The organism is Streptomyces sp. NPDC048636 (assembly GCF_040650655.1).
In the GTDB taxonomy this organism is placed as follows: Bacteria; Actinomycetota; Actinomycetes; order Streptomycetales; family Streptomycetaceae; genus Streptomyces.
In genome coordinates this window covers 1-2,012 of record NZ_JBEZHR010000033.1, presented here as the reverse complement: position 1 = coordinate 2,012, position 2,012 = coordinate 1, and the positions used below count along the sequence as shown (strand labels likewise).

At 66.7% G+C, this 2,012-nt stretch carries 1 pseudogene; it reads right to left on the bottom strand.

Annotated features, from left to right (window positions below):
* Nucleotides 1–2,010 (bottom strand): annotated as a pseudogene (locus AB0C66_RS35905) (beta-ketoacyl synthase N-terminal-like domain-containing protein); the annotation flags it as partial.
* Between the last annotated feature and the right edge of the window lie 2 nt (nt 2,011–2,012).

Genomic DNA, 2,012 nt, shown 5'->3' with positions numbered 1-2,012 from the left:
CACATCCGGCCGCTCCACCACAAACGACCGCAAACGAGCAGCCTGACCACACAACGCCCCCGACCCACGACCCGACAACACAAACGGCAACACCGGCAATTCACGGGTAGCTGTCGGCGTTGGCCGCCGATCGGCCATCGCCGGTTCATTCGGTGGTTGCTGCAGAATGACGTGTGCGTTCGTCCCGCTGATGCCGAACGAGGACACTCCGGCTCGCCGGGGTCGGCCGGTGTCCGGCCACTCCCGTGATCGGGTCAGCAACGCCACCCCACCGGAAGACCAATCCACCTCGGTCGAGGGGTCCTCGGCGAACAGGGTTCTGGGCAAGAACTGGTGTTGCAGCGCCATCACCATTTTGATGACCCCGGCAATGCCTGCCGCCGCCTGCGGGTGTCCGATGTTCGCTTTCACCGATCCGAGCCACAGGGGTGAGCCGTCGGTGTGCTCCCGCCCGTAGGTTGCCAGTAGTGCCTGTGCTTCGATCGGGTCCCCGAGTCGAGTACCCGTGCCGTGCCCTTCCACCACGTCGACATCGGCGGCCGTCAGCCCCGCGCTGGCCAGCGCCTGCCGGATCACCCGCTGCTGCGAGGGACCGTTCGGGGCCGTCAGTCCGTTCGAGGCCCCGTCCTGGTTCACGGCCGAACCCGCCAGCAGCGCGAGCACCCGGTGCCCGTTGCGCCGCGCATCGGACAACCGTTCCAGCACCACCAGGCCCACGCCCTCGGACCATCCGGTGCCGTCCGCGCCCGCACCGAACGACCGGCACCGGCCGTCCGGAGACAATCCACGCTGCCGCGCGAACTCCGTGAGGATCATCGGAGTGCCCATGACCGCGACACCGCCGGCCAGCGCGAGCGAGCACTCGCCCGATCTCAACGCCTGCGCCGCCAGGTGCAGTGCCACCAACGACGACGAACAGGCCGTGTCGACCGTTGTCGCGGGTCCCTCGAAGCCGAACTGGTACGCGATTCGCCCGGACAGGACCCCAGGCGTGGTACCGGTGAGCAGGTATCCGCCGGCGTCAGTTCCTACCGCACCGTATCCGTGCGGTGTTGCTCCTACCACCACCCCGGTCCGGGTGCCGCGCAGCGAGTCCGCGTCGATACCCGCGCGCTCGAAAGCCTCCCAGGCGACCTCCAGCAACAACCGCTGCTGCGGATCCATCGCCGTCGCCTCACGGGGCGAGATCCCGAAGAACCCGGCATCGAACTCACCCGCGTCGTGCAGGAACCCTCCACCACGCGCATACGTCGTCCCCGGATGATCCGGATCCGCGTGATACAAACCCTCCACATCCCAGCCACGCGACTCCGGAAAACCAGTAATCCCCTCCCCGCCCTCGACCACCAGCGACCACAAATCCTCCGGAGAACCCACCCCACCCGGATAACGGCAAGCCATCCCGACAATCACCACAGGATCATCGGGATCAGCAATCGACGCAGACTGGGTGTCGACGTCGACATCTGCGCCCAGCACCACTGATTGCAAGTGTTCGATGAGAACAGCGGGGGTGGGGTAATCGAAGATCACCGAACTCGGTAGCGTGATCTCCAGGGCGCGCGAGAGCCTGTCCCGCAGTTCGGCGGACATGAAGGAATCGAAGCCCAGATCCCTGAACGTCCGACCGAGTGCACCCTCACCGAGCACGCCGCTGCCGAGAGTGGCTGTGATGTGCGCGCGAGCCAGCTCCGTCATCCGATGCGTGCGCTCGGTTTCACCGAGCCTCCGCAGCTCACTCACCAGAGCCGACGTCTCCACCGACGTCTTCTCGTCGTCGAGCGGCATGTCGAGCCAGTAGTGTTGGCGTTGGAAGGCGTAAGTGGGCAGTTCGGTGTGGTGCGCCCCGGTCCCGGCAAACAACTCCGGCCAGTTCACCGCCACCCCGGCGGTGAACAACGCACCCAGCCCCGCCAACACCGACTCGACCTCGCCACGACCGTGACGCAGACTGGGCACCGCCGTAATGTCCTGGCCGTCCAAGCATTCCCGCACCGACCCGGTCAGCACCG